This is a genomic window from Nocardioides sp. J54 (assembly GCF_000519005.1).
In the GTDB taxonomy this organism is placed as follows: Bacteria; Actinomycetota; Actinomycetes; order Propionibacteriales; family Nocardioidaceae; genus Nocardioides.
Window position 1 is genome coordinate 136,071 of the sequence record NZ_JAER01000001.1, and the last position, 19,194, is coordinate 155,264.

Genomic DNA, 19,194 nt, shown 5'->3' on the forward strand with positions numbered 1-19,194 from the left:
ACCCCTCATGAGCCGCTCCATCGCCGGCCTGTCCGTCATCATCACCGGAGGCGCCCGCGGCATCGGCCGCGCGACCGTCGACCGCTTCGTCCGCCAGGGCGCCCGGGTTGCGATCGGTGACCTCGACGCGAACCTGGCCGCCTCCGTCGCCGCCGAGTACGGCGACCAGAAGGTCACCTCGGCGCGGCTCGACGTCGGCAGCCGCGAGTCGTGGGAGGCCTTCCTCGACGAGGTCGGCCACTTCGGCCCGTGGGACGTGCTGATCAACAACGCCGGCATCATGCCGCTCGGCCCGGTGCTCGAGGAGCCCGACGGGGTGACCAAGGCGATCATGGACGTCAACGTCTACGGCGTCATCCACGGCACCAAGCTGGTCGGCCCCGGGATGGTCGAGCGCGGCAGCGGCCACATCATCAACGTCGCCTCCGCGGTGGGCCGGGTCGCGCTGGCCAACGGCGCGACCTACTCCGCGTCGAAGTTCGCGGTCGTCGGGTTCACCGAGGCGGTGCGCCAGGAGCTCGCGCCCGCCGGCGTCGACGTGACGATGGTCCTGCCGAGCGTCGTGCAGACCGAGCTCGCCACCGGCGTCCCGGCCGCCCGCGGCGTCAAGAAGGTCACCGCCGACGACGTCGCCGAGGTGATCGAGTCGGCCGTGCGCAAGCCGCGCGCCGAGATGTGGGTCCCGCGCTGGGGCCAGGCGATCAGCAAGCCGACCCTCGCCCTGCCGCGCGTGGTCCAGGACGGCATCACCCGCATGATCAAGGCCGACGAGGTGCTCAACTCCGCCGACCTCTCGGCCCGCGCCGCCTACGAGGCCCGCGCCCGTCGTACGGCCGAGGAGCCGGTCGAGGCCACCCAGGAGTGACGGTCCCCACGCCCGGGACCACCACGGAATAGCCGTCGCGGCGCAGGGGTTGCAGCCACACGTGACCTCTGCGCCGACGACGACCCCCGACGACGTCCGCCCCGAGGTGCCCCACGCCCGGCCGGTGCTCGCGATCCTGGCCCTCGCCGTCGGCGGGTTCACGATCGGCACCACCGAGTTCATGACCATGGGCGTGCTGCCCGAGGTCGCCGAGGGTGTCGACGTCTCCGTCCCGACCGCCGGCCACGTCATCTCGGCCTACGCCCTCGGCGTCGTCGTCGGCGTGCCGATCCTCGCCTTCTTCGGCGCCGCCCTGCCGCGGCGCGGCATGCTCGTCGGCCTGATGGGTGCGTACGCCGCCTTCAACATCCTCAGCGCCGCCGCTCCCAGCTACGAGGTGCTCACCGCCGCGCGCTTCCTCGACGGCCTCCCGCACGGCGCCTACTTCGGCGTCGCCAGCCTCGTCGCGGCCAGCCTGGTCTCGCCCGAGCGTCGCGGCCGGGCGGTCGCCAGCGTGATGCTCGGCCTGTCCGTGGCCAACGTCGTCGGCGTACCGCTGGCGACGTTCCTCGGCCAGCAGGTCGGCTGGCGCGCGACCTACCTGCTGGGGGGACTGCTCGCCCTCGCCACCGCCGCGATGGTGCTCGCCGCCGTCCCCTCCATGCCCGGCGACCCCGAGGCGAGCGGCCGCAAGGAGGCCCGGGAGTTCTTCGGCAGCCTGCAGGTCTGGCTGACGATGGCCGTCGGCTCGGTCGGCTTCGGCGGGATGTTCGCGGTCTACTCCTACATCGCGAAGACGGTCACCGTCGTCGGCGACCTCGAGCGCGGCACCGTGCCCTTCTTCGTCCTCGCCCTCGGCCTCGGCATGGTGGCCGGCACCTGGCTGGCCGGCGAGCTGGCTGCGTGGTCGGTCTACCGCAGCCTGCTGCTGTCCAGCGCGACCGGGATCGTGCTGATGCTCGTCTACTTCGTGGCAGCTCCCCACGGCTGGGTGCTGATGCCGGTCGCCTTCCTCGTGACCGCCACCGGGTCGGTCCTCGTGGTCAACCTCCAGCTGCGCCTGATGGACGTCGCCGGGGGAGCGGTGACCCTCGGCGCCGCGATGAACCACGCCGCCCTCAACATCGCCAACGCCCTGGGCGCCTGGCTCGGCGGCATCGTCATCGCCGCCGGCTACGGCTACCGTGCTCCGGCGCTCGTCGGTGCCGCCCTCGCGACGGTCGGGCTGGCGATCCTCCTGGTCTCCGCGACCGTCCACCGGCGCCAGGTCGCGGCCGCCGCACCCGCGTGACCCGGCGCGCCGTCGCCTGAGAGAATCGGAGCCATGTCCGCCACGACCGAGCACCCGCCCGTGCCGGAGACCGCCCAGCCGGCCGTGCCCGAGGGGGTCGCCCGCCCGCGCGTCCTCTCCGGGATCCAGCCGACCTCGGACTCCTTCCACCTCGGCAACTACGTGGGTGCGGTCCGGCAGTGGGTGGACCTGCAGCGCGACCACCAGCCGTTCTTCTTCATCGCGGACATGCACGCGCTGACCGTCGACTGGGACCCCAAGGCCCTGCGCGAGCGCACCCTGCGCGGCGCGGCCCAGCTGATCGCGGCCGGTGTCGACCCGGAGCGCTCGGCGATCTTCGTGCAGAGCCACGTGCCCGCCCACGCGCAGCTGGCCTGGGTGCTCAACGGCCTCACCGGCTTCGGCGAGGCGCGCCGGATGACCCAGTTCAAGGACAAGTCGGCCAAGGAGGGCGAGGGCGCCGCGAGCGTGGGCCTGTTCGCCTACCCGGTGCTGATGGCCGCCGACATCCTGCTCTACCGCCCGCACTACGTGCCGGTCGGCGAGGACCAGCGCCAGCACCTCGAGCTTACCCGCGACCTCGCCCAGCGCTTCAACAGGCGCTTCAAGAAGACTTTCCGGCTCCCCGAGCCGTACATCCTCAAGGCGACGGCGAAGCTGTACGACCTCCAGGAGCCGACGAAGAAGATGTCGAAGTCGAGCTCGGCCCCCGGCGGCATCATCGACATGCTCGACGACCCGAAGGTCACCGCGAAGAAGATCCGCTCGGCGGTCACCGACTCCGGCACCGAGGTCCGCTTCGACCAGGAGGAGAAGCCCGGCGTCAGCAACCTGCTCACGATCTACTCGGCCCTCACCGGCGAGTCGGTCGCTGCGCTCGAGGAGCAGTACGCCGGCCGCATGTACGGCGACCTCAAGAAGGACCTCGCCGAGGTGGTGGTCGAGTTCGTCACCCCGTTCCGCGAGCGGACCCTCGAGCTCCTCGACGACCAGGACCACCTCATGCAGGTCCTCGCCAGGGGCGCCGAGACGGCCGGTGCCGTCGCCGAGGCCACCCTGCGCGACGTCTACCAGCGGGTCGGCTTCGTCGCCCCCACCGCCCTGCGCTCCCCGGAGTCCTGATGACGGTGATCGGCGTCGCCATCGCGGTGCCGGAGCCGTGGGCCAGCCAGCTCTACGACTACCGGCTGGCCATCGGCGACCCCACCGCCGCCGGCGTGCCGAGCCACATCACCCTGATCCCGCCGACCGAGGTCGACGGGGACCTCACCGAGGTCGAGGAGCACCTCGCCGAGGCGGCGCGGAGCGTCGCCCCGTTCACCGTGCACCTGCGCGGCACCGCGACCTTCCGGCCGGTCTCGCCGGTGGTCTTCGTGGGCCTCGTCGAGGGGATCTCCCAGTGCGAGCAGCTCGCCGAGGCGGTCCGGCGCGGCCCGCTCGCCGTCGACCTGCACTTCCCCTACCACCCGCACGTCACGATCGCCCACCACCTCGACGACGCCGCCCTGGACCGGGCCTTCGAGGAGCTCGCCGGCTTCGACTGCCGCTTCGACGTCACCGACTTCCACCTCTACGTCCACGACGAGCAGGAGGGCTGGCGCTCCGCCCGCACCTTCCCGCTCTGACGCCTGCCGCACCTCCCCACCGGACCCTCCCGTGCCCGCCCCCGCCGCCCGCGCCCGCGCCGTCCTGGCCCGCGCCCGGCGGCGCTCCGCGGCGGTCGACCACGCCGCCCGGGCGGGTGAGCACTACCTGCGGGTCGAGGGCAACCAGCAGGCCGGCGGGGTCACCTACTACGGCTTCCTGTCGGTCTTCCCGCTGCTCGCGCTGGCGTTCTTCGCCGTCGGCTGGGCCTCCCGGGTCTTCCCCGACGCCCAGGACGCCCTGGTCGACGCGATCGACGCCGTGCTGCCGGGCCTGATCGGCTCCGGCGAGCACGACGTGTCCCTCGAGGACATCGAGGCTGCCGCCGGCAGCGTCGGGCTCGTCGGCGTCCTCGGCCTGCTGTACGCCGGCCTCGGCTGGGTCTCGTCGATGAGGTTCGCCCTGTCAGTGATGTTCGGCCTCCCGCGCGCCGAGCGGCCGTCGTACCTGCGCGGCAAGGGACGCGACCTCGGCGCGCTCTGCGTCCTGGGCCTCGTGCTGCTGCTCAGCGTCGCCGTCTCCGGTGTCGTCACCCGCCTCTCCGGGGAGGTGCTCGAGCTGGTCGGCCTGGCCAGCAGCCTCGGCTGGTTGCTCTCGATCGCCGCGCTCGCGCTCGGCGTCGCCATCGGCACCCTGCTGTTCTTCCTCATGTTCCGCCTGCTCGCCGAGCCACCGGCGCCCTCGCACGCGCTGTGGTCCGGCGCCCTGCTCGGTGCCGTCGGCTTCGAGCTGCTCAAACAGGCCTCCGGCCTGCTGCTGACCCTCACCCAGGGCCGGCCTGCCTTCCAGGCCTTCGGGATCGCGCTGATCCTGCTCGTCTGGATCAACTACTTCTCCCGGGTGGTGCTGCTCGCCGCCGCCTGGGCGCACACCGACGCGAGCCACAACCATCCCGTGGAAGGGGACACCCCGTGAAGCTCGAGCGCAAGCACGCGCTGCTGCTCCTGGCCGTCGCAGCCTGGAACGTCGTGACCTTCGGCAACTTCGCCAGGAACCTCTACGACGCCTGGGACGCGGGGGAGGACCGCGCCACCGGCTACTGGGTCGCGCACAGCGTGCTGATCGTCGTGAACTTCGTGATCGCCGTCCTCCTCGGCTCCCTCGGCTGGAAGGCCCTCCGCGCCAGCAAGTCCTCCTGACCCGTCGAGACGTCAGTTGTGGCGGGTCGAGGCGTCACTTGTGGCGGGTCGAGACGTCACCTGTGGCGGGTTGAAGCGTCAGTTGTGGCGGGTCGAGACGTCAGGCGCTCGTACTGACCTCTCGACGTGCCGGAAGTGACGCCTCGACGTGCCGGAAGTGACGCCTCGACGTGCCGGAAGTGACCGCTCGACACGCCACATCTGACGCTTCAACATGCCGGATCTGACCACTCGACACGGGAGGGGCGGGTCAGAGGTTGCTGCCGAGGAGGAAGTACGTCGTCATCGGGCCCTTGCCCTTGACGTCGACCACCTGCGGGTCGCTGAAGGTGTAGCGGCTCTCGAGGAGGGCGTGGGTGGCGGCGGAGACCTGGATGCGGTGGGGGCGGCCGTGCGACTCCATCCGGCTCGCGGTGTTCACCGTGTCGCCCCACAGGTCGTAGGTGAACCGGCGCCGGCCGATGACACCGGCGACGACCGGGCCGGAGGCGATGCCGATCCGCATCGCGATCGGGCTGGGCCAGGCGGGGGAGAGGCGGGCCAGCGTGCGCTGCATGTCGAGCGCCAGCTCGGCCAGGGACGCGGCGTGGTCGGGGTCCGGCTCCGGCAGCCCGGCGACGGCCATGTAGGCGTCCCCGACGGTCTTGATCTTCTCGATGCCGCGCGCCTCGCAGAGCTCGTCGAACTCGCGGAACATCGTGTCGAGCAGCTGCACCAGCTCCTCGGGCGCGAGCGCCTCGGAGACCGGCGTGAAGCCAACGATGTCGGAGAAGAGCACGCTCACCTCCGGCGCCGAGTCCGCGATCGCGCCCGGCTCGGTGCGCAGCCGGCGCGCGATGGGGGCGGGCAGCACGTTGTGCAGCAGCTCGTCGGAGCGGGCCTGCTCGGCCTCGACCTCGCGCTGGCGCAGGTAGTCGGTGCGGCGCAGCTTCTCCAGCGAGAAGCCGATGACGACGGCGATCGCGGCCAGGCCGAGCGTCGGCGCCACGTTGCGCGCCAGGGCGTCCACGCCCTGCAGCGCGCCGGGGAGGCTGAGGCACACCGCCGAGTAGACCCCGGCCATCACCAGCACGGCGTGCATCCGCAGCCGCAGCAGGCCGATCGCGCCGAAGAGGGTGACCGTGCACGAGGTGGTGAGGTACTCGGTCGGGAAGTCGGCCGCGCGCCCCAGCGTCGTGCCGAGCATCAGCAGCACGACCGTCAGCAGCACCACCGAGGACACCTGCAGGTGCCGGCCGACCCAGATGGCTCGCCCGGTGACGACCACCGCACAGGCGAAGAGCAGCACCACGGCCAGCCGGACCAGGCTGACGTCGAGCTGGAGCTCGTCGAGGACGAGGACGTCGACCACGCCGTAGGCGAGGGTGAGCGCGATCCCGATGTAGAGCGCGAAGCGTCCCTCGGCGAGGCCGCGCACGTCGTCGTACGACGTGAACTCCCGCTCCGCGCGGGCGTCGTCGAGCTCCAGCAGCCACCGCCCCATGTGCAGCTGCACGTGCTGCTCCTGCAGCCAGCCGCCGATCGTCCTCAGCCCCACGCGCCGATCGTGGCAGACCCGGGCGGCCTGGTCCCGCACCGGGCGGAAAAGCGACGCCGGCCCGTCGCGTGGTGCGACGGGCCGGCGATGAGGAGGTGCGCGGGGCTCAGTGGCCGTTCTTGAGCGCGGTGCGCAGGTCCTTGTTGAGCTGCGAGATCACGTCGAGCGGGATCTCCTTGGGGCACGCCGCCGCGCACTCACCGATGTTGGTGCAGCCGCCGAAGCCCTCCGCGTCGTGCTGGCCGACCATGTCGACGACGCGGGACCACCGCTCGGGCTGGCCCTGCGGGAGCTCGCCGAGGTGGGTGATCTTCGCGCCCATGAACAGCGAGGCGGAGCCGTTGGGGCAGGCCGCGACGCAGGCGCCGCAACCGATGCACGTGGCGACGTTGAACGCCCGCATGGCCTTGTCGCGCGGGGCCGGGACCGAGTTGGCCTCGGGCGCCGAGCCGGTGTTCGCGGAGATGTAGCCGCCGGCCTGGATGATGCGGTCGAACGCGGAGCGGTCGACGATCAGGTCCTTGAGCACCGGGAACGGCTCGGCGCGCCACGGCTCGATGGTGATCGTGTCGCCGTCGTTGAACGAGCGCATGTGCAGCTGGCAGGTCGTGGTGACCTCCGGGCCGTGCGCCTGGCCGTTGATCATCAGCGAGCACATGCCGCAGATGCCCTCGCGACAGTCGGAGTCGAACGCGACCGGCTCCTCGCCCTGGGTGACCAGCTGCTCGTTGAGCAGGTCGAGCATCTCCAGGAAGGACATGTCCTTCGAGACGCCATCGAGCTCGTAGGTCTTGATCGCGCCCTCGGCAGTCGGGCCCGCCTGCCGCCAGATCTTGAGGGTGAGCTTCACTTGTAGGACCTCTGCTTCATCTCGATGGCCGTGTAGATCAGGTCTTCCTTGTGCAGGACCGGCTGGCCGCCCTCGTTCGAGTCGCCGCCCCACTCCCACGCGGCCACGTAGGCGAACTCGTCGTCGTGGCGCAACGCCTCGCCGTCCTCGGTCTGCGACTCGGCACGGAAGTGGCCGCCGCAGGACTCGCGCCGGTTGAGCGCGTCGATGCACATCAGCTCGCCGAGCTCGAGGAAGTCGGCGACCCGGCCGGCCTTCTCGAGGTCCTGGTTGAGGGAGTCGGCCGAGCCGAGCACCTTGACGTTCTTCCAGAAGTCGGCGCGCAGGTCGCGGATCTTCTGGATGGCGGTCTTGAGGCCCTCCTCGGTGCGCTCCATGCCGCAGTACTCCCACATGATCGAGCCGAGCTCCTTGTGGTAGCTCTCGACCGAGCGGGTGCCGTTGACCGACATGAACTTGTTGACGCGCTCCTGGACCGACTCGAGCGCCTCGACGACCGCGGGGTGGCTCTCGGAGACGGGCTCGAACGGGCCGTCGGCGAGGTACTCGCGGATCGTGTTCGGGAGCACGAAGTAGCCGTCGGCCAGGCCCTGCATCAGGGCGGAGGCGCCGAGGCGGTTCGCGCCGTGGTCGGAGAAGTTCGCCTCACCGGCGACGAACAGGCCCTCGATGTTCGACTGCAGCTCGTAGTCGACCCACAGGCCGCCCATCACGTAGTGCACGGCGGGGTAGATGCGCATCGGCACCTGGTACGGGTTCTCGCCCGTGATCCGCTCGTACATGTCGAAGAGGTTGTCGTACTTCTCGCGGACCGCGTCCTCGCCGAGGCGGGCGATCGCGTCCTTGAAGTCGAGGTAGACACCGCGACGGACGAGGCGCTCCTCGCCGTCGGCACCGACCTCGGCGACCTGGGGACCGACACCGCGGCCCTCGTCGCACATGTACTTCGCGGCACGCGAGGCGATGTCGCGGGGGACCAGGTTGCCGAAGGAGGGGTAGATCCGCTCCAGGAAGTAGTCGCGGTCCTCCTCGGGGATCTCGCGCGGGTCCTTGTCGCAGTCCGCGGCGTTCTTGGGTACCCAGATCCGGCCGTCGTTGCGCAGCGACTCCGACATCAGGGTCAGCTTCGACTGGTGGCTACCGGTGACCGGGATGCAGGTCGGGTGGATCTGCGTGTAGCAGGGGTTCGCCATGTAGGCGCCCTTGCGGTGCGCACGCCACGCGGCGGTGACGTTCGAGCCCATCGCGTTGGTCGACAGGTAGAAGACGTTGCCGTAGCCGCCGGAGGCGAGGACGACGACGTCGGCGAGGTGGGTCTCGATCGCGCCGGTCACCATGTCGCGCGCGACGATGCCGCGGGCCTTGCCGTCGACGACGATCAGCTCGAGCATCTCGTGGCGGGTGAACTGCTCGACCGTGCCGGCCGCCACCTGGCGCTCCATGGCCTGGTAGGCACCGAGCAGCAGCTGCTGGCCCGTCTGGCCGCGGGCGTAGAAGGTGCGGGACACCTGGACGCCACCGAAGGAGCGGTTGTCGAGCAGGCCGCCGTACTCACGGGCGAACGGGACGCCCTGGGCGACGCACTGGTCGATGATGTTCGCCGAGACCTCGGCGAGGCGGTAGACGTTCGACTCGCGGGCGCGGTAGTCGCCGCCCTTGACCGTGTCGTAGAAGAGGCGGTACGTCGAGTCGCCGTCCTCCTTGTAGTTCTTCGCCGCGTTGATGCCGCCCTGGGCGGCGATCGAGTGGGCGCGACGCGGGGAGTCCTGGTAGCAGAAGGACTTCACGTTGTAGCCGGCCTCGCCGAGCGTGGCGGCGGCGGCGCCGCCGGCCAGGCCGGTGCCGACGATGATGATCGACAGCTTGCGGCGGTTCGCCGGGTTGACGAGCCGGTTCTCGAACTTGCGGGTCGTCCAGCGCTCGGCGATCGGGCCGGTCGGCGCCTTCTCGTCGACGAGCTTCTCGCCGAGCTGGTAGAAGCCAGCGGCGTCGTCGGACTTCTGGACGGGAGCCTCGTTGGTCGGGGTCAGACCGGGGAGGTAGTGGGTTCCTGCAGCCATGGTTTCGTGTGGCCCCTTACTTCTCGATGATGCCGACGAGCACGGACAGCGGAACCAGCGAGAAACCGCCGGCGATGACGATGGCGACGACCCAGCCGGCCGCGCGGGCCCGCGCCCGGGACGCGGCCGAGTTGGTGAGGCCAAGCGTCTGGAGCGAGCTGAACGTGCCGTGGTGGAGGTGGAAGGCGAGGGCGAGCATGGCGACGAGGTAGATGATCGTCATCCACCACAGGTCGAAGGTCTCCACGAGCAGGGCGTAGGGGTTCTCGCCGCCGGTCTCGCCGTTGCTCGGGTTGATCTTGACGATGGTGAAGTTGAGCAGGTGCCACACGACGAAGGCCAGCAGCGTCAGGCCGCCCCAGCGCATGGTGCGCGAGGACAGCGACGAGCCGACGTTCTTCTTCGCCACGTACTTCACCGGGCGGGCCTTGGCGGCGCGCTTCCACAGCGCGACCGCGGCGCCCACGTGGGCGAGCAGCGCCACGATGAGGCCGACCCGCATGATCCAGAGGAAGCCCTCGTGCGGGAGCATCGGCTCACCGAGCTCGCGCAGGTGGTGCGCGTACTCGTTGAAGGACTCCTCGCCGGAGAAGGCCTTGAGGTTGCCGTACATGTGCCCCAGGACGAAGGCGATGAACAGCAGGCCGCTCACGGCCATCAGGATTTTGAGGGCGATGGTCGTGCGGGCCGCACGAGAGCCCTTGACCAGTTGAGGTCGCGTCGTCGTTGCCACGGAGGGCCACGCTACTCCCGCTACTGGGCGGTAGGTGACCCGGATCATGTGAGATATGCACGTAAGGCAAGCCTTACTCGCGTGGACACTGCGCAACCGGAGGGGCTCGCCCTGGTGACGCGGCCACGGGTTCTGCAGCTCAGAGCACCGCGCCGGGGTTGAGGATCCCGTCGGGGTCGAGCGCGTCCTTGATCCGCCGGTTGAGGGCCATCACGTCGGGCCCGAGCTGGTCGGGCAGCGGCCCTTTCTTGGCGCGGCCGACGCCGTGCTCGCCGGTGATCGTGCCGCCGAGCCGGATCGCGAGCGCCATGACCGCGTCGAACGCCCGCCGCGCACCGGCCGCGGAGGCCGGGTCGGCGGCGTCGTACACGACGAGGGGGTGGGTGTTGCCGTCACCGGCGTGCGCGACGAGGGCGATCTCGACGCCGCACTCGCGGGCGACCTCGCCGATCCCGTCCACGAGGTCGGGCAGCAGCGGCACCGGGACGCCGACGTCCTCGAAGAGCACGCTGCCGCGCGCCTCGAGGGCGTGGAAGGCGTTGCGGCGCGCGGAGACGAACAGCTCGGCCTCGTCGGCGTCGGTGGTGGTGAAGACCTCGTCCGCGCCGGCGGCCTCGCAGCACTCGCGGACGATCGCGACCTCCTGCTCGCACGATCCCGGCGGCGCGTCGGACTGCGCCACGAGCAGCGCACCCGCCGTGCGGTCGAGGCCGTGCGAGCGCCAGTCCTCGACGGCGTTGATGGTCACGCCGTCCATCAGCTCCAGCATCGAGCAGCGGACCCGGCTTCGGATCGCGACCACGGCCTCCGACGCCGCGACCACGGACGGGAAGGTGCTGACCAGGGTGGCGCCGGCGACCTGGCGGGGGATCAGCCGCAGCACGGCCCGGGTGATGACGCCGAGGGTGCCCTCGCTGCCGACGAAGAGCTTCATCAGCGACAGCCCGGCGACGTCCTTGATCTGCTTGCCGCCGAGCCGGACCAGCGTGCCGTCGGCGAGCACGACGTCCATGCCGAGCACGTAGTCGGTGGTGACGCCGTACTTCACGCAGCACAGGCCGCCGGCGTTGGTCGCGAGGTTGCCGCCGATCGAGCAGATCTCGTACGACGACGGGTCGGGCGGGTACCACAGCCCGTGCTCCGCCGCGGCGCGCTTCACCTCCGCGTTCAGCGCACCGGGCTCGACCACGGCGACCTGGCTGGCCGGGTCGATCTCGATCGCACGCATCCGGTCCAGCGAGATGGTGATCCCGCCGTCGACCGCGGACGAGCCGCCGGACAGGCCGGTGCCGGCGCCGCGGGGCACCACCGGGACGCGGTGCCGGGCGGCCCAGCGGACCGCGGCCTGCACCTGCTCGGCGTCCTCCGCGCGCACCACCGCGACCGGTTGCCCGGCCGAGCCGTCGCGGGCGAAGTCCTCGCGGTACTTCTCGACCTCCGCGGCACCGGTGACCACCACGCCGGGCGGCAACGCGGCGACGAGCTCGTCGAGAGGTGCTTCGACCATCGTGGCGTCGGCCTCCATGGGCCGAGTCTGCCAGCCGTCGTGGCCGGGCACAGGAGGTTGCGCACGTGGTTCCCGTGGGGGCTCCAGGACGGCGCGGTCGGGGGCGGGTGGTTGTCGCGGGTTGTCGCGGGTTGTCGCGGGTCGTCGCGGGTACCGGCGCGTGATCGACGCCGCTTATCGGGCGATGGAAAGGGCGTCTTTGACTTGCCTCGGGGCGCAGGCCACGCTGAAGGCGGCGCTGGATCGGGACGCGGACTGCACGACGGACCAGGAAGTGGGATGGCACGCATGGGCTCGGACAAGGACCCGAAGGACGACCTGCAGGTCTCGGCGCCGAAGAAGTGGGCCGCCGGCGTTCCCGCCGTGGCGCACGCGATGGAGTTCTCCCTCGCCCAGGCCGGCCCACGCCGTACGGCGCTGACGCTGTTCAACCTCAACCAGACCGACGGCATCGACTGCCCGGGCTGCGCCTGGCCCGACCCGAAGCACCGGCACCGCAACGAGTACTGCGAGAACGGCGCCAAGCACGTCGCTGACGAGGCGACCACCCGCCGCGTCACGCGCGAGTTCTTCGCCGAGCACGCGGTCGCCGAGCTCGACCAGAAGTCCGACCTGTGGCTGAACCAGCAGGGCCGGCTGACCGAGCCGGTGGTCAAGCGCCCCGGCGGCACGCACTACGAGCCGATCAGCTGGGACGACGCCCTCGACCTGGTGGCGGGCGAGCTCACCTCCCTGGGCTCGCCGGACGAGGCAATGTTCTACACCTCCGGCCGGGTCAGCAACGAGGCGGCGTTCCTGCTGCAGCTGCTCGCCCGCACGTACGGCACCAACAACCTGCCGGACTGCTCGAACATGTGCCACGAGTCGAGCGGGTCCGGGCTCGGGGAGACGCTCGGCGTCGGCAAGGGGACCGTCTCGCTGGAGGACATCCACCAGGCCGACCTGGTGTTCGTGGTGGGCCAGAACCCCGGCACCAACCACCCGCGGATGCTGACCGCGCTCGAGGAGACCAAGCGCAACGGCGGCAGGGTGATCGCGGTCAACCCCCTGCCCGAGGCCGGGCTCTTCCGGTTCAAGAACCCGCAGAAGCCGCGTGGCGTCGTGGGCCGCGGCACCCCGATCGCCGACCGCTTCCTCAAGATCCGCCCGGGCGGCGACCTGGCCCTGTTCCAGGCGCTCAACCGGCTGCTGCTGGAGGCCGAGGACGACGCCCCGGGCACCGTGCTCGACCACGACTTCATCCAGTCCGACACCACCGGCTTCGACGAGTTCGCCGCCCACACCCGCACCGTCACCTACGAGCACGTGCTCGAGGCGACCGGCCTGGCCCGCGACGAGATCGAGGCCGTGCACCGCGAGGTCCTCGCCAGCCGGCGGGTCATCGTGTGCTGGGCGATGGGCCTGACCCAGCACCGCCACGGCGTGCCGACGATCCGCGAGATCGTGAACTTCCTGCTGCTGCGCGGCAACCTCGGCTGTCCCGGCGCGGGTGTGTGCCCGGTCCGCGGTCACAGCAACGTGCAGGGCGACCGCACGATGGGGATCTGGGAGCGACCCACCGACGAGTTCCTCGACGCCCTCGGCAGGGAGTTCTCCTTCGAGCCGCCGCGCGAGCACGGCTACGACTCCGTCGCCGGCGTGAAGGCGATGCTCGAGGGCAGGGCGAAGGTCTTCATCGGCTTCGCCGGCAACTTCGTGCGCGCCATGTCCGACAGCGCCGTGACCGAGGACGCCCTGCGCCGCTGCCGGCTGACCGTCCAGGTCTCGACGAAGCTCAACCGGTCCCACACCGTGTGCGGCGAGACCGCGCTCATCCTGCCGACCCTCGGGCGCAGCGACCGCGACGTCCAGGCCAGCGGCGAGCAGTTCGTCACCGTCGAGGACTCGATGAGCGAGGTCCACCAGTCCCGCGGCCGTCTCGACCCTGCCTCGCCGCACCTGCTGAGCGAGGTCGCGATCATCTGCAGGCTCGCCCGCCGCACGCTGCGCGAGGGTACGCCGGGCGCCGCGATCCCCTGGGAGGACTTCGAGGCCGACTACAGCCGGATCCGCGACCGGATCTCCCGCGTCGTGCCGGGCTTCGAGGACTTCAACGCCCGGGTCGCCGAGCCCGGCGGCTTCCGCCTGCCGAGCCCGGTCAACGAGCGCCGCTACCCGACGCCGAGCGGCAAGGCGGTCTTCTCCTGCAACGACCTGGACATGATCACCGCCCCGCCGGGCCACCTGGTGCTGCAGAGCCTGCGCTCGCACGACCAGTGGAACACCATCCCCTACGCGATGAACGACCGCTACCGCGGCGTCCACGACGCCCGCCGGGTGGTGATGGTGAACCCGGTCGACCTGGCCGAGCTCGGCCTCGAGGACCGCCAGCTCGTCGACATCGTCAGCGTGTGGACGGACGGCTCCGAGCGGCGCGCCGAGGGCTTCCGGGTCGTGTCCTACCCGGCCGCGCGCGGGTCCGCCGCGTCCTACTACCCCGAGACCAACGTGCTGGTCCCGCTCGACAGCATCGCCGACGTCAGCCGCACGCCGACCTACAAGGGCGTCATCGTCCGGCTCGAGCCGGCCGGCAGCGCGGGCTGACCGCGCACGAGGAGAGGAGCCGCCGATGGGCCGCGTGACCGCACGGCGCAGGGTGCTGCGCATCCGCGACGGGGTCGTCGACCAGCGTCCCGACACCCTCGCGGCCGAGGAGCCGATGGAGATCCGGGTCGGCGGCCGGCCGCTCACCGTGACCATGCGCACGCCCGGCGACGACTTCGACCTCGCCGTGGGCTTCCTGGTCGGTGAGGGCGTGGTGCGCACCGCCGCCGACGTGGTGACGGCGCGCTACTGCGCCGGCGCGACCGAGGACGGCACCAACACCTACAACGTCGTCGACGTCGCGCTCGCGCCGTCCGTGCCGCCGCCGGACGCGTCGCTGGAGCGCAGCTTCTACACCACCTCCTCGTGCGGCCTGTGCGGCAAGGCGAGCCTCGACGCCGTGCGTACGGCGTCGGCCTGGTCCGTCGCCGACGACCCGCTCCGCGTCACGCCGGAGCTGCTGGCCGCCCTGCCCGTGCGGCTGCGCGAGGCGCAGCGGGTCTTCGACCGCACCGGCGGGCTGCACGCGGCGGGGCTGTTCTCCGCCGACGGCGAGCTGCTCGTGGTGCGCGAGGACGTCGGGCGCCACAACGCGGTCGACAAGGTCGTCGGCCACGCGCTGCGCAACGACCTGCTGCCGCTGCGCGGGACGGTGCTCGCCGTCAGCGGGCGCGCGTCCTTCGAGCTCGTGCAGAAGGCCGTGATGGCAGGGATCCCCGCACTGGCGGCGGTCTCCGCGCCCTCGTCGCTCGCGGTCGACCTGGCCGAGGAGCAGGGGATGACCCTCGTCGGGTTCCTGCGCGGTGCGTCGATGAACGTCTACGCCGGCGCCGGGCGGGTCGTCGTCGACGAGCCCGCACTGCTCGGCTGACCGCTCAGCCGGCGACGCCGGCCGTGCTCCCGGCGACCTCGCTGAGGTCGACCTCGCGGGCGACCTCGACCAGCGCGCGGGTCAGCAACGACTCGGGGCCGTGGCCGGCGAGCACGAGCCCGACCTGGTAGCTGCGCCGCGGTCGGGGGAGCGGCAGCGCACGGATCCCCTCCGGCACGCCGAAGCTCGGCAGCCAGGTGTGCGGGACGACGCTGGACAGGCCCATCGACACCACGTGGTCGTAGATCGCGGAGATGGTGTCGGTCTCGACGACGACGCGGGCCTCGGTGCCGGTGTCGGCGAGGTGGCCGTCGATGATCCGGCGGTTCTGCATGTCCGGCGTCAGCAGGCACAGCGGCGCCGCAGCGGCGTCGGACCAGTCGGCGCCGTCCCGGCGGCCCAGCGCCCCGTCGGCCGGTGTCAGCAGGAGGTAGCGCTCGCGGTAGAGCGGCACCACCCGGACCGGGCCGAGCGGCTCCCCGTCCACGTAGGTCATGCCCACGTCGATGTCGAAGTCGTTGAGCCGGCGCACGATCTCCCGCGAGGACGTCGACTCCAGCAGGAAGCGGACCAGCGGGTGCCGCTGGCGCAACGGCGTCGTGAGCAGCGACGCGACGCTCAGCGCCGTCGGGATCGCGCCGATCCTCAGCGTCCCCGACAGCTCGCCGCGCATCGCCGCGAGCTGCTGGTTGAGCGCCGCCCGCTCGGCGAGCATCTGCTGCGCCCAGTGCAGCACCTCCTCGCCCTCGGGGGTGAACCCCTCGAACCGCTGGCCCCGCTTGACGACCTGCACGCCGAGCTCGCGCTCGAGCTTGCGAATGCCGGCCGACAGGGCGGGCTGCGTGACGTGGCAGGACTCCGCAGCCCGGCCGAAGTGGCCCTCGCGCGCCAGCGCGGCGAGGTACTCCAGGCGACGCAGCAGCATGCGCCATGCCTACCACGGCGGCGGGCGCCGTCCGGTCAGGCGCGAGCCCCCGCACGCACCGCGAGGTGGCGGGTGAGCAGCTCGTCCACCGCGTCGGCCCACGTGCGCCGCAGCGCCCACGAACGGGCCTCGCTGCCGAGCAGGTGCCGGTGCGGGTCGGCCGCCACCGCGGCCACCGCACCGACCAGGTCGCGGGTGCTGCCCGGCGGGTAGAGCACCCCGGTCGAGAGGTGGTCCACGACGCTGCGGGCGCCACCGGAGCGCGGCGCGACGAGGGGTACGCCGGACGCGGCGGCCTGCCGCAGCGTGTGGCAGTCGGTCTCGTGCTCGCCCGGGTGCACCAGCACGTCGAGCGAGGGCAGGGCGACCGTCAGGTCACCCGTCGACAGCCCGCCGGTGAAGCGGGCGGTCGGCAGCCGGCGGGTCAGCCAGCCGCGCTCGGGTCCCTCGCCGACGACCACGACGCGGAGCCCGGGCAGGGCGGCGAGGCCGGCCAGTCGTCGTACCCCGGCGGGCTTGTGGAGGCCGCCGACGTAGCCGACCACCACCCGTGGGCCGCCGGGCGAGCTCGCCCGCGACCACACCGAGTGCAGCCACGGGTCGCGCAGCCGCGGGGTGAAGGCGCGCACGTCCACGCCGGGCTCCCACAGGTGGGCGACGACACCCATCTCGGCTGCCCGGCCGACCATCCACGGCGACGTGACCAGCACCGTGTCGGCGTGCTCGACGACGCGCGAACGCCAGTGGTCGGCGGCGAGGTCGAGGACCGCGGACTGCTCGACCACGATGCTGCGGACGCCGGTGCGGGCGGCGTGACGCACCGCCTTGCGCCCGACGTGGCGCGGGGTGTGGGCCTGGACGACGTCGGGCTCGAAGGCGTCGACGGCAGCGCGGACCTGGCTGCCGGTGGACTCGGGCTGCCGGACGCGGACGACCTCACAGCCGCGGTAGCTGCGCAGGCCCGGCCCCGGGGCGACGATCCGCACGGTGTGGCCGAGGTCGACGAGCCGGTCCACGGTCGCCTTGATGGTGACCGTCGTGCTGTCGACCGTGGGGTAGAAGCTGTCGGTCGCGAGCAGGATCCTCATGGGCTCCACGGTCCGCCGTGCGTGTGACGTGCTCCACCACCCGCAGGTAGCGGAACGGTGAACTCCAGGGGGCGCTCAGGGGCGGCGCAGCAGGCCGAGCGCCGCGACCACGACGGCCCACACCCCGAGCAGGCTGCTGACGGGGAAGAGCGGGTCGAAGGTGTCGACGAACGCGATCGTCGCCGACGCCACCGCGAAGGCGACGCCGCCGACGGTGCCGGCGACGGCGAGCACGCGGTTGCCGAGCGCACCGGTCAGGCCGCCGACGACGGCGAGCGCGGCCATCGCCAGGCCCCACACCGGGTTCACGAGCGTCTCCACGCCCATGAACAGCCCGGCGAGCGGGGTCATCTCGCCGTCGGCGATGCCGTCAGCCTGGGTGCCCGCCAGCAGGTGCACCAGCGCGCCGGCGGTCGCGACGACGGAGACGATCGTGGCCACGCGGAGCGTGCGTCGTACCGGCGCCGGCCAGCCGGCCTGCCGGTAGAGCGCGACGAGGCCGGCGGCGAGGCAGGCGAAGCCGAGCAGGCCGACGGCGTGCGCGGGGTACCAGAGGTCGTCGACGAGCATCGAGTGCAGCTGGGCGGTCTTGTCGCCCTCGTCGCTGCCCTGGGGGTGCATCGGGCCGCTGGCGACCCAGGCGACGCCGCCCACGACGAGCAGGGCGGCGCCGAGGCGGTCGAGGATCGGGGAGGTCCGGGACGTCGCCCGGTGGTCGGTGGAGGTCATGCCTCCACGCTCGCCCCGGCAGGCGTCCGGCACATCGGGGGCGGCCCTCGCCGGTTCGAGGGAGAACCCTCGTGCGCCGGGGCCGCCGGCGTGCCAGCATCAGGACATGGTGCCCACAGCCGGGCGCGAGGCCGCCGTCGCCGCGGTCGCGGTCGTCGTCCTGGGCCTGGTCAGCGGCGGGTTCTCGCTCGGCTTCGCGTGGAGCAACCTGCACAACGCGCTGCTCGCCGTCTCCTTCGCGGCCGTGGGCCTCTACGTGCTGCGGGCCCGGCCGCGCCACCTCATCGACGGGCTCTTCGTCGTCGCCGGCGTGCAGTCGGCGGTGATGTTCTTCGGCCGCCAGTACGGCCTGCACGAACCCGCGCTGCCCGCCTCGGACTGGCTCGCCTGGCTCTCCATCTGGCAGGTGCCGCTGGAGATGGCCCTCGTCGGGACCGCGCTGCTGACCTTCCCGAGCGGCCGGCTCCTGTCGCCGGCCTAGCGCTGGCCGCTCGGCGCGATGCTCGGCCTGTGCGGGCTGCTCGCACTGGCCTCGGCGCTCTGGCCGATCGAGGACGACTGGCGCCACGGCGACATCGAGTTCCCGTTCGTGCTCGGCGACCCGGAAGCGGCGCGCGCGGTGCTCGTGCCGGTCCAGCTCACCTGCTACCAGAGCTTCCTGCTGCTGTGGGTGGTGGCGGTCGTCGTCCGCGCGCGGCGGGCCGGCGACGACGAGACCCGCCAGCTGCGGTGGCTGGTCTCCGCGGTGACGCTCATGGCCGTCGTGCTGGTCGTTGGCACGGTCGTGGCCGGCACCGTCGTCCCCGGGCTGCTCGCCGCCTCGCTGATCCCTCTCGCCGCCGGGGTCGCGGTGGTCAAGCACCGGCTCTACGACATCGACCCGGTCATCGACCGCACGATCGTCGTCGGTGCGCTGGCGGTGCTGGTGACGGCCGGCTACGTCGTGCTCGTCGTCGGGGTCGGCCAGCTCCTGCCGGTGCCCGAGGGCGTGCTGTCGGTGGTGGCGACGGCCGTCGTCGCCGTCGCCTTCGAGCCCGTACGACGCCGTGCCCAGCAGCTGGCGACCCGGCTCGTGCACGGCCGGCGTGCCACCCCCTACGAGGCGCTGGCTGCGCTGTCCGAGCGGGTCGAGGACTCCCCGGACGACCTGCTCGCCGGCGTCGCGGCCACCGTCGCGAACGCCGTGGGTGCCGAGCAGGTCGTCGTGTGGGCCGGTGCCGAGGACCGGCTCCGGGCGGTCGCGGCTTGGCACCCACGGCGAGCTGCCCGAGCGCCCGGCGCCGGGCACGCTGTGCCGCGAGGCCCGGCTGGCGGGGGAGGTGCGCGGCGCGGTGTCGGTGCACAAGCCGGCCGGAGCCCCGCTGACCGCCGC

Annotated in this window: 17 protein-coding genes; 9 read left to right on the plus strand and 8 right to left on the minus strand. The window is 72.2% G+C overall.

Annotated elements, in window-relative coordinates:
• Window positions 1-7 precede the first annotated feature (7 nt).
• The 6 genes from NOCJ54_RS0100580 (at window position 8) to NOCJ54_RS0100605 (ending at window position 4,939) form a co-directional block, all read left to right on the plus strand.
• The gene (locus NOCJ54_RS0100580; RefSeq protein WP_028653891.1) at window positions 8-865 is read left to right on the plus strand and encodes an SDR family oxidoreductase; all 858 of its coding nucleotides are present in this window, start codon (window positions 8-10) and stop codon (window positions 863-865) included.
• Window positions 866-926: 61 nt separating this feature from the next.
• Window positions 927-2,156 (plus strand): MFS transporter, encoded by a 1,230-nt coding sequence (locus NOCJ54_RS0100585; RefSeq protein WP_232221636.1) that lies wholly within the window; start codon window positions 927-929, stop codon window positions 2,154-2,156.
• Window positions 2,157-2,189: 33 nt separating this feature from the next.
• Window positions 2,190-3,278 carry a tryptophan--tRNA ligase gene (gene trpS / locus NOCJ54_RS0100590; protein WP_028653893.1) on the plus strand — a complete coding sequence of 363 codons (1,089 nt, stop codon included), beginning with the start codon at window positions 2,190-2,192 and terminating at the stop codon, window positions 3,276-3,278.
• Window positions 3,278-3,781: a 2'-5' RNA ligase family protein gene (locus NOCJ54_RS0100595; RefSeq protein ID WP_028653894.1), complete on the plus strand. Its 504-nt coding sequence runs from the start codon at window positions 3,278-3,280 to the stop codon at window positions 3,779-3,781. The genes trpS and NOCJ54_RS0100595 overlap by 1 nt, the downstream gene beginning before the upstream one ends.
• 31 nt (window positions 3,782-3,812) lie before the next feature.
• A complete protein-coding gene (locus NOCJ54_RS23155) occupies window positions 3,813-4,715 on the plus strand; it encodes a YihY/virulence factor BrkB family protein (RefSeq protein WP_036516317.1) in 903 nt (300 codons plus the stop codon).
• Window positions 4,712-4,939, plus strand: coding sequence for an SCO4848 family membrane protein (locus NOCJ54_RS0100605; protein WP_028653895.1), 228 nt, complete (start codon window positions 4,712-4,714; stop codon window positions 4,937-4,939). Before NOCJ54_RS23155 ends, NOCJ54_RS0100605 begins: the two co-directional genes overlap by 4 nt.
• Before the next feature lie 250 nt (window positions 4,940-5,189).
• On the opposite strand, the gene NOCJ54_RS27890 is transcribed toward NOCJ54_RS0100605, so the two are convergent.
• From NOCJ54_RS27890 to NOCJ54_RS0100630, 5 genes are all read right to left on the minus strand, one after another.
• Window positions 5,190-6,476: an adenylate/guanylate cyclase domain-containing protein gene (locus tag NOCJ54_RS27890; RefSeq protein ID WP_051485318.1), complete on the minus strand. Its 1,287-nt coding sequence runs from the start codon at window positions 6,474-6,476 to the stop codon at window positions 5,190-5,192.
• A gap of 106 nt (window positions 6,477-6,582) precedes the next feature.
• Window positions 6,583-7,326 carry a succinate dehydrogenase/fumarate reductase iron-sulfur subunit gene (locus tag NOCJ54_RS0100615; protein ID WP_028653896.1) on the minus strand — a complete coding sequence of 248 codons (744 nt, stop codon included), beginning with the start codon at window positions 7,324-7,326 and terminating at the stop codon, window positions 6,583-6,585.
• Complete coding sequence (locus NOCJ54_RS0100620) at window positions 7,323-9,386, minus strand: fumarate reductase/succinate dehydrogenase flavoprotein subunit (RefSeq protein ID WP_036516318.1); 2,064 nt, start codon at window positions 9,384-9,386, stop codon at window positions 7,323-7,325. The genes NOCJ54_RS0100615 and NOCJ54_RS0100620 overlap by 4 nt, the downstream gene beginning before the upstream one ends.
• Before the next feature lie 16 nt (window positions 9,387-9,402).
• On the minus strand, window positions 9,403-10,044 hold the full coding sequence (locus tag NOCJ54_RS0100625) for a succinate dehydrogenase cytochrome b subunit (RefSeq protein ID WP_232221646.1): 642 nt from the start codon (window positions 10,042-10,044) through the stop codon (window positions 9,403-9,405).
• Window positions 10,045-10,258: 214 nt separating this feature from the next.
• Window positions 10,259-11,644, minus strand: a complete 1,386-nt coding sequence (locus tag NOCJ54_RS0100630; protein ID WP_028653899.1) for an FAD-binding oxidoreductase — start codon at window positions 11,642-11,644, stop codon at window positions 10,259-10,261.
• Between the two features lie 261 nt (window positions 11,645-11,905).
• Between NOCJ54_RS0100630 and NOCJ54_RS0100635 the strand changes: the two genes are divergently transcribed.
• Window positions 11,906-14,209, plus strand: coding sequence for an FdhF/YdeP family oxidoreductase (locus NOCJ54_RS0100635; RefSeq protein ID WP_232221637.1), 2,304 nt, complete (start codon window positions 11,906-11,908; stop codon window positions 14,207-14,209).
• 25 nt (window positions 14,210-14,234) lie between these two features.
• Window positions 14,235-15,080 (plus strand): formate dehydrogenase accessory sulfurtransferase FdhD, encoded by an 846-nt coding sequence (gene fdhD / locus NOCJ54_RS0100640; RefSeq protein WP_028653901.1) that lies wholly within the window; start codon window positions 14,235-14,237, stop codon window positions 15,078-15,080.
• 4 nt (window positions 15,081-15,084) lie between these two features.
• Here fdhD and NOCJ54_RS0100645 read toward each other — a convergent pair whose 3' ends face one another.
• The 3 genes from NOCJ54_RS0100645 to NOCJ54_RS0100655 form a co-directional block, all read right to left on the minus strand.
• Entirely contained in the window at window positions 15,085-16,005 is a 921-nt protein-coding gene (locus tag NOCJ54_RS0100645; protein ID WP_028653902.1) for a LysR family transcriptional regulator, read from the minus strand.
• Between the two features lie 35 nt (window positions 16,006-16,040).
• Complete coding sequence (locus NOCJ54_RS23165; RefSeq protein WP_051485320.1) at window positions 16,041-17,093, minus strand: glycosyltransferase; 1,053 nt, start codon at window positions 17,091-17,093, stop codon at window positions 16,041-16,043.
• A 75-nt stretch (window positions 17,094-17,168) separates the two neighbouring features.
• Complete coding sequence (locus NOCJ54_RS0100655; RefSeq protein ID WP_028653903.1) at window positions 17,169-17,822, minus strand: hypothetical protein; 654 nt, start codon at window positions 17,820-17,822, stop codon at window positions 17,169-17,171.
• A gap of 106 nt (window positions 17,823-17,928) precedes the next feature.
• On the opposite strand from NOCJ54_RS0100655, the gene NOCJ54_RS0100660 reads away from it, so the two are divergent.
• A complete protein-coding gene (locus NOCJ54_RS0100660) occupies window positions 17,929-18,303 on the plus strand; it encodes a hypothetical protein (RefSeq protein WP_028653904.1) in 375 nt (124 codons plus the stop codon).
• Window positions 18,304-19,194: the final 891 nt, after the last annotated feature.